General features: G+C 77.1%; 6 protein-coding genes. 4 read left to right on the top strand and 2 right to left on the bottom strand.

Annotation, left to right across the window (positions count from 1 at the left end; translation table 11 throughout):
* Positions 1-275: 275 nt before the first annotated feature.
* The 4 genes from ABZ497_RS13460 to ABZ497_RS13445 all read left to right on the top strand — a co-directional run bounded on the left by ABZ497_RS13460 (position 276) and on the right by ABZ497_RS13445 (position 4,146).
* Positions 276-923: a class F sortase gene (locus tag ABZ497_RS13460; RefSeq protein WP_359804881.1), complete on the top strand. Its 648-nt coding sequence runs from the start codon at positions 276-278 to the stop codon at positions 921-923.
* Between the two features lie 192 nt (positions 924-1,115).
* Positions 1,116-2,003 carry a hypothetical protein gene (locus tag ABZ497_RS13455; RefSeq protein ID WP_359804879.1) on the top strand — a complete coding sequence of 296 codons (888 nt, stop codon included), beginning with the start codon at positions 1,116-1,118 and terminating at the stop codon, positions 2,001-2,003.
* A complete protein-coding gene (locus ABZ497_RS13450) occupies positions 2,000-2,809 on the top strand; it encodes a response regulator transcription factor (RefSeq protein ID WP_359804877.1) in 810 nt (269 codons plus the stop codon). Before ABZ497_RS13455 ends, ABZ497_RS13450 begins: the two co-directional genes overlap by 4 nt.
* The gene (locus ABZ497_RS13445) at positions 2,806-4,146 is read left to right on the top strand and encodes a HAMP domain-containing sensor histidine kinase (RefSeq protein ID WP_359804876.1); all 1,341 of its coding nucleotides are present in this window, start codon (positions 2,806-2,808) and stop codon (positions 4,144-4,146) included. The genes ABZ497_RS13450 and ABZ497_RS13445 overlap by 4 nt, the downstream gene beginning before the upstream one ends.
* Before the next feature lie 71 nt (positions 4,147-4,217).
* On the opposite strand, the gene ABZ497_RS13440 is transcribed toward ABZ497_RS13445, so the two are convergent.
* Positions 4,218-4,418 (bottom strand): hypothetical protein, encoded by a 201-nt coding sequence (locus ABZ497_RS13440; RefSeq protein ID WP_359804874.1) that lies wholly within the window; start codon positions 4,416-4,418, stop codon positions 4,218-4,220.
* A 273-nt stretch (positions 4,419-4,691) separates the two neighbouring features.
* A complete protein-coding gene (locus ABZ497_RS13435) occupies positions 4,692-7,373 on the bottom strand; it encodes a tetratricopeptide repeat protein (RefSeq protein WP_359804872.1) in 2,682 nt (893 codons plus the stop codon).
* Positions 7,374-7,466: the final 93 nt, after the last annotated feature.

The raw sequence follows: 7,466 nt of genomic DNA, 5'->3' as shown, positions 1-7,466 counted from the left end.
ACCGACAAGGAGCCCACCGCCGTGTCCGACACGTTCGCACACCTGCACGTCCACACCGAGTACTCGATGCTGGACGGAGCGGCGAAGCGCAGCCGGCCCCCGACCCGGGCCGGGAGCGGGCGCCGGGCAGCGGCCCGGGCAACGGCTCGGGCACCGGGCCGACCACCCGCCGGGCCCGGCGCGACGCGACCCGGTGGTCCGGCGGCCGGCGGCCCCGGCGGACCGGCTGTTCCGGGTCGGTCGGCGTTCGCCGGGCCGCGCTCGGCGCGGGCGGCGTGCTCTGCCTCGTCCTCGGCGCCTCCGTCGCGCTGTCGGGCACGCAGACGCCGGTGGTGCGCATCCAGCCCTCCGTGAACCGGGCGGACCCCGCCGTCCCGGCCGCCGACCGGGCGGGCGGGCCGGCCACCGGACCGGCCGCGGCGAGCGGGGCGGCCACCCCGGCGCCGCGGCCCTTCGCCGCGTCGGCTCCGACCCGGCTGGTCGTCCCCTCGGCCGGGGTGGACGCGCCGGTCTCCGGGCTGGGTCTGAACCCGGACGGCACGGTCGAAGTCCCGTCCGCCGACCGGGCCGACGAGGTCGGCTGGTACCGCAACGGACCGACCCCGGGGGAGACCGGCCCGGCCGTCCTGATCGGCCACTACGACACCGTGCACGGCCCGGCGGTCTTCGCCGGTCTGCCGAAGCTCCGCCCGGGCGACCTCGTCCAGGTGCGCCGCGCCGACGGCAGCACCGTGGAGTTCAGGGTCCGCTCCCTGCTCCAGGCCGGCAAGGACCGGTTCCCGACCGAGACGGTCTACGGCAACACCAGCGCGCCGGAGCTCCGGCTGATCACCTGCGGGGGGCGGATCGGTTCGGACGGCCACTGGACGGACAACATCATCGTCCTGGCCGACCTGGTCCCCCCGGGCGCCCCGGCGAGCTGACCGGGCGAACCGACCGGCCCCGGCCGGGTGCCGCGGCCGTCGCGCCCGCGTGACGGCCCCGGCACCCGGCCGCCGGGGTCTCCCCGCAGGTGGGCGGTGCCCGGGCGGGCGGAACCACCCGATAGCGTTCGGGCGACCTATCACCGTGGGCGAACCGACGCCTCGCCGCAGACCAGGAAGAGGACGACCACCGTGGCAGCAGCACACCCACCCCGCCGAGGGCCCCGGGCGGCGGCGCGCGGATCCGCCGTCGCCGTCCTCGGCCTGCTCGTGGCGCTGGCCGGGTGCGCGACCCCCGGGGAACTGCGGGACGCGGGGGCCGCCCGGCCCGTGACGCCGTCCCCCAAGCCGCAGCCGCTCTGGCCGGCGCTGGCCGCGGCGCCGTCGCCGACCTCCCCCGCCGCGTCCGAGACGGACCCCGCCGAGCCGCCACCGGTACCGGTGCCGGGTGTCGCCGTGCCCGGCCCGGACCTCACCTCGGTGGACCTGGGCGCCCTGCTGGCCAAGGACCCGGCCCTGTCCGCGGAGGAGCGGCGCGCCCTGACCGGCTGTCCGGACTGCGGGGTCCGCGACCCCGAGTTCCGCGATCTCACCGGTGACGGCCGCCCCGAGCTGATCGCCGCGGTCGCCACCGGCGGCTCGGTCGTCCTGCACGTCTACACGCTGGGCGGCGGCGGGGTCGTGCCCGTCCTCCGGGTGGCGGTGCTCCGGGCGTTCAGCGCCGAGACCCTCGCCGCCGACCTCTGGCTGAACGAGGCGACGACCCCCTCCTCCCGCACCATCAGCCACTACGGCTGGAACGGCACCCGGCTCGTCCTGCTGGAGCAGCGGGTCGAGGCGATCGGTCCGGTCACGGCGCCCGGCCACGGCCCCACCCCCGCCGACCGGCCCTCCGAGCCGGCCGGAGCCGGCCAGCCGAGTGCCGCGCCGTTCTCCGCCAAGCCCGCGGTCTCGCCCTCCAGCGGGGTGAGCCAGCCCCGCCGCCCCGACCAGGCGGTCCCGGTCCCCGCCCCCCGCCCGGGCACGGCGGTGCCGACCACGGCTCCCCCGACCCCGGCCGCCCCGGAAGCGAAGCGATGACTCCCGCCCCCGTCCACCCGCACATCCTGATCGTCGAGGACGACGAGGTGATTCGCGAGGCCACCCGGATGGCCCTGGAACGCTACGGATTCCCCGTCAGCACGGCCGCCGACGGGCTGGAGGGGCTGGAGGCGTTCCACACCGCCCGCCCCGACCTGATCCTGCTCGACGTGATGCTGCCGCTCCTCGACGGGGTCGGCCTCTGCCGGCGCATCCGCGAGGAGAGCCAGCTGCCGATCCTGATGATGTCGGCGCGCACCGACCCCGTCGACGTGGTGTCGGGGCTGGAGGCCGGGGCGGACGACTACGTCGTCAAGCCGTTCGAGAGCGCCGTGCTGGTGGCCCGGATCCGCACGGTGCTGCGCCGGGTCCCGGTGGCGCCGGCCGGAGCGGCACCCGCGCCCGAACCGGCGGCCGGCACCGGAGCGCCGGCCGCGACACCCGCCGGACCCGCCACTCCCACCGCGACACCCGCCTCCGCACCCGCCGACGCCGAACCGGCGCCGGCGGCCCGCACGGTGCGCGCCATCGACGGACTGGAGGTGGACACCGACAGCATGGAGGTGCGGGTGGACGGCCGCCTCGTCCCGCTCACCCCCACCGAACTGCGGCTGCTGCTGGAGTTCACCGCCGCGCCGGGCACCGTGCTGGAACGCTCCGGTCTGCTCGAACGGGTCTGGGACTACGACTGGGGGGCCGACACCAGGGTGGTCGACGTCCATGTCCAGCGGCTGCGCGCCAAGATCGGCTCGGGTCGGATCGAGACCGTCCGCGGCTTCGGCTACAAGCTGCGGCGCCCGGCATGACCCTGCGCCGTCAGATCGCCACCGCCGTCGCCGCGATCTCCGTCCTGGTCGCGCTGAGCGTCGGTCTGCTGGTCCACCAGGCGATGGTGCGTCAGCACGTCGACCAGGCCCGCCGGTCCGCGCTCGGCGCACTGGACTCCGCCCTCACCGCGTACGGCCGCAACGGCGAACCCGCCCGCCCGGGCGTCACGCTGGACGATCCGGCGCTGCCGCCCCGGCTGCGCGCGCTCGCGGCGGACGGCCGCCAGGGCTCCGTCCTGGCCACCGGCCCGCAGGGCGAGGCGATGTGGGCGGCCGCGCCCGTCGACGGCGCGGTGCTGTCCGTCCGGGTGGACTTCACCGCGGACCGCGGCGCCATCGGCGACCTCGACCGGATCATCCTGATCACGGTCACCGCCTCGGTCTTCACCACCGTCCTGGCGGGCGTGCTCGTCGCCGACCGGATCAGCCGCCGGCTGCGCACCGCCGCGACGGCCGCCCGCGAGATCGCCGCCGGGCGGACGGACACCCGGATGGGCGAACTGGGCGACGGCCGGGACGAGGTCGCCGACCTCGCCGCCGCCGTCGACTCGATGTCCCAGGCGCTGCACCGCCGGCTGGAGGACGAGCAGCGGTTCACCGCGGACGTCGCGCACGAGCTGCGCACCCCGCTCACCGGTCTGGTCACCGCCGCCGAACTGCTCCCTCCGGGGCGGCCCACCCAGCTGGTCCGCAACCGGGTCCAGGCGCTGCGCTCCCTGGTGGAGGACCTGCTGGAGGTCTCCCGGCTGGACGCGGACGCGGAGACGCCGTACCTGTCCCCCGTGCCGCTCGGCCGGGCCGTCCGGCGGACGGTCACGATCACCGGCCTGACCGTCGGCCTGTCCGTGCGGGCGGAGGGCGACACCCCGACCGACCCGGCACCCGGTGCCGACGGACCGGTGGTGCGCACCGACCTGCGCCGGCTGGACCGGATCCTGGCCAACCTGCTGGTGAACGCGGACCGGCACGGCCGGGGCCCGGTGCTGCTGAGCGTCGACGGGCTGCGGATCACCGTCCGCGACCACGGCCCCGGCTACCCCGACGACCTGCTGCGGCACGGACCGCAGCGCTTCCGCACCAGCGTGCGCGAGCGCGGGCGCGGACACGGTCTCGGCCTGACCATCGCCCAGGGCCACGCCCGGGTGATCGGCGCGGAACTGACCTTCGCCAACCACCCGGACGGCGGCGCCGTCGCCTCCCTCGTCCTGCCGGCCGGGAGCGCCGTCGAGCCCCTCGCCGAGGAGCTCGACCCCGGCGAGCAGTCCGACCCCGGCGAGCAGACCGCCCCCGCCCAGCCGAACGGCGCGCACCCTTAGGCACCGGCACGACGCCGGGCGCCCCGACCGCTCGATGCGGCCGGGGCGCCCGGGTGTCGGGAAGCCGTCGGTCAGCCGTTGCTCTTGCTGAACGCCTCCAGCCAGCTGAGCTTCGGGCCGAAGAGGCCGACCGAGGCCGCGCCCGCCGCCAGACCCGACGACGACGACGACGGCTGGGGCTCGCTGTGCGCCAGCGCCGCGGTCGGCACGGCCACTACGGCCGCGGCCGCCAGAACCGCGGTGACGACGAACTTGCCAAGGTTTCCACGCACGGACATCTCACGCCTTCCAAGGTCATCACTGCTCTGCCACCCGCCCTCACGAACGGGCCGGGCCCGGAACGGGCCCCAGAGGCACCCGGTGAGGGGCACCGGGGAGACGTTTGCACACGAACGCGGGCAAGTCGCCCTTCTCGCCACCCGAGCGGTACGAACGGGTGACAGACATGCCCCGGTCGGGTGAGCCGCCCCGGCGAACGGCCCAGCACCCGGCGCGACGCGACCGCCCGTCGGCACGCAGGCGGCGGCAGGCAGCAGCACACGGCGTCAGCGCGCGCACGGCGGTGCGGTGAACCGGCGGGTCGAGGCCAGTGCCCGGGCGATGCCGCAGTCCGGCACCGCCCGGGCGCGCAGGCCCGGGCGGACGGCCCGCAGAGCGGCCAGGCCCTCGACCGCGATCGCCTCCGAGGCGTGGTCGTCGCTGCGGTGGAACAGCTCCGCCGCCTCGGCCTGCGCGGCGGCGGCCCGGCCGAAGCGGCCCAGCAGCATCAGCACGTAGGCCAGGTTGTTCAGCGACTCCCCGCGCCCGTGGTCGTCGTCGATGGCCCGGAAGACCTCGGCGGCCCGGCCGAGCGCGTCCTCGGCCGGCCGGAGCCGCTCCGCCCGCACCAGCATGGTGCCCAGGTTGTAGAGCGCCGAGGCCTCGCCCTCGCCCTCGCCGCAGGCCCGCTGCAGCTCGGCGGCCCGGGTGCCGGCCGCGACGGCCTCGTCGAGCCGCCCCAGCTCACCGAGCACCGCGGCGCGCGCGGTCAGCTCCGCGGCCTGGCCCTTCGGGTCCCCCGAGTCCGCGAAGACCGCGGCGGCCTCGTCGAGGACGTCGACCGCCTCGTCGGCGCGGCCCGCCGCCCTGAGCGTCACGGCGAGCCGCAGGAAGGGCCAGCGGACCGGCCGGCCCGTACGGCGGGCGGCGTCGAGTGCGGCCCGCCGTGCCCGGACGGCCTCCGCCGGGTGCCCGGCCCGCTCCAGTGCCTCGGCGAGGTGGTCCAGGACCATCACCTCGCCCAGCGCGTCCTGGGCGTTGGCGGCGTCCCGGAACCACTCCAGGGCCCGGGTGAAGGTCCCCGCCGCCTCCTCGTACCGGGCGCTGCCGAGCTGGGCGACGCCGAGGTTGTGCAGCGCCCAGCCCTCCCAGGGATCGGCCAGCGCGCCGAACTCGTCCGCCACCGCGGCCAGTACCGGGAGGGCCTCGTGCAGCCGGCCCAGCGTCTGCAGGGCGTCGCCCACGTTGCTCCGGACCATCGCCATGCCCCAGGCGTCGCCCAGCTCGGTGAAGATCTCCGCCGCCCGCTCCAGGTCGGCCCGGTCCTCCTCGAAGCGGTGCAGCGTCCGCAGCGCGGTGCTCCGGCTGATCAGCGCGGCCGCCTCCTGCCTGCGGTCGCCGAGGGCGCCGAACTGCTCGCTCGCCCGGCCGTGCACGGCCACCGCCTCCTCGTGGCGGCCGGCCAGCATCAGCGCCATCCCCCGGGCGGAGGTCAGACCCGCGGTCAGCGCGGAGACGTCGGCCTGCCCGGCCGTGGTGAGCTGCGCGGAGGCCGCGTCGATCACGGCCAGCCACTCCCCCGCCCGACGACGGAGGACGAACTGCCGGTGCAGCACCGCGGCGAGCAGCACGGGGATGCTGGGGAAGCCCAGGGCGGCTCCGTCGATCGCGGCCGCCAGCAGCCCCGGCCACTCCTCGTCCAGCCACGCCGCGGCCTCGTCGCGGCCCCTGAACCGCGAGGTCACACCGACCTCGCCGGAGCGCGACAGCAGGCTCTCGGCCTCCCAGGCACTGCTGACGAAGTGTCCGAGCAGTCGGCCGAGCGCCTCCTGCCGGTCGTCCTGCTCCGCGCACGCCCGGCCCCGGTCGTCCGCGTAGAGGCGCACCAGGTCGTGCAGCCGCCAGCGGCCCCAGACCTCGCCGGGCACCACCAGGTGGGCCCGGGCGAGGTCCACCAGGGCCTGCTCCACCTCCGCCTCGTCCCCGGCCAGCAGCCGCTCGGCGGAGCCGGTCGACAGGTCGGGGCCGGGCACCAGCGGCAGCATCCGGAACACCCGGGCGGTGCGGGGGTCCAGCTGGCGGTAGGAGAGGTCGAAGACGGCCCTCACCCGGCGCTCCTCCCGCCCGAGCCGGTCGAGCCGGCGGTACTCGTCGGCGAGCGACCCGGCCAGTGCGGCCGGCGTGCGGGTCGGCGACTCCGCCAGCAGCGCCGCGCAGATCCGCAGGGCGAGCGGCAGGTGCCCGCACAGTTCGGCGATCCGCCCGACCGCGGCGGGATCGTCGTCGACCCGGGTGTCCCCCGCCGGGCGCAACTGCCCTACCGCCGCGCCGATCAGCGCCACCGAGTCCGCCGGGCACAGCTCGCCGATCTCGTGCACGGGAGCGCCGAGGTCGAGGGTGTGGCGCGAGGTGACCAGCGCGGCGGTGACGCCGTCCGTGGGCAGCAGCGGTTCCACCTCGGCGGCCGACCGGCCGTTGTCGACGACGACCAGCACCCGCCGGTCGCTCGCGGCGTACGCCCGGAGCAGCGACCGGTAGAGCCTGCTGCGGTCCTGGACGCCGGTGGGCAGGTTCCCGTCGGCCACCCCCAGGGCGTTCAGCAGCCCCTCCAGCGCGCGCTCGGGCGGCACCCGGCGGTCGTCGTCGTAGCCGAACAGGTCGACGAAGAGCACGCCGCCGGGAAACCAGCCGGGCTCGTCACAGGCCTGCCGGGCGACCTGAAGGGCGAGTTCGGTCTTGCCCGCCCCGGCCAGCCCGGCGACGAGGGCGACCGGTGTCGGGCCGCCGCCCGCTCCGGGCTCCAGGGCTTCCCGGAGTGCGGCGGCCTCCGCCGCGCGGCCGACGAACGACGCGTTCGGCTCCGGCAGTCCCGCCAGGGCCGGGTCCCGCGGCGCCGGCAGCTGGATGGTGACGTTCCGGCCCTGCACCACCGCGTGGAAGAACGTCCCGCCGTTGACCGTGTTCCGCATGCCGCCCCCCGGCTCGCACCGTTGCCGCCACCCCGCCGGCCGGTCGCCGTAGCGGGGTCCCCGCGGGCCAGGCTACGACGGAGGGGGCCTCCC

Origin of the sequence: Kitasatospora sp. NPDC005751 (assembly GCF_040630835.1) — a bacterium.
Classification (GTDB): Bacteria; Actinomycetota; Actinomycetes; order Streptomycetales; family Streptomycetaceae; genus Kitasatospora.
Note: the sequence above shows the minus strand (reverse complement) of the source record. Positions and strands in the feature narration are given on the sequence as shown.

What these genes read in the sequence shown, in the direction of transcription:
- ABZ497_RS13450 (WP_359804877.1), top strand. Translation starts at nt 2,000, where the DNA reads ATGACTCCCGCCCCCGTCCACCCGCACATCCTGATCGTCGAGGACGAC.
- ABZ497_RS13445 (WP_359804876.1), top strand. Translation starts at nt 2,806, where the DNA reads ATGACCCTGCGCCGTCAGATCGCCACCGCCGTCGCCGCGATCTCCGTC.
- ABZ497_RS13435 (WP_359804872.1), bottom strand. Translation starts at nt 7,373, where the DNA reads ATGCGGAACACGGTCAACGGCGGGACGTTCTTCCACGCGGTGGTGCAG.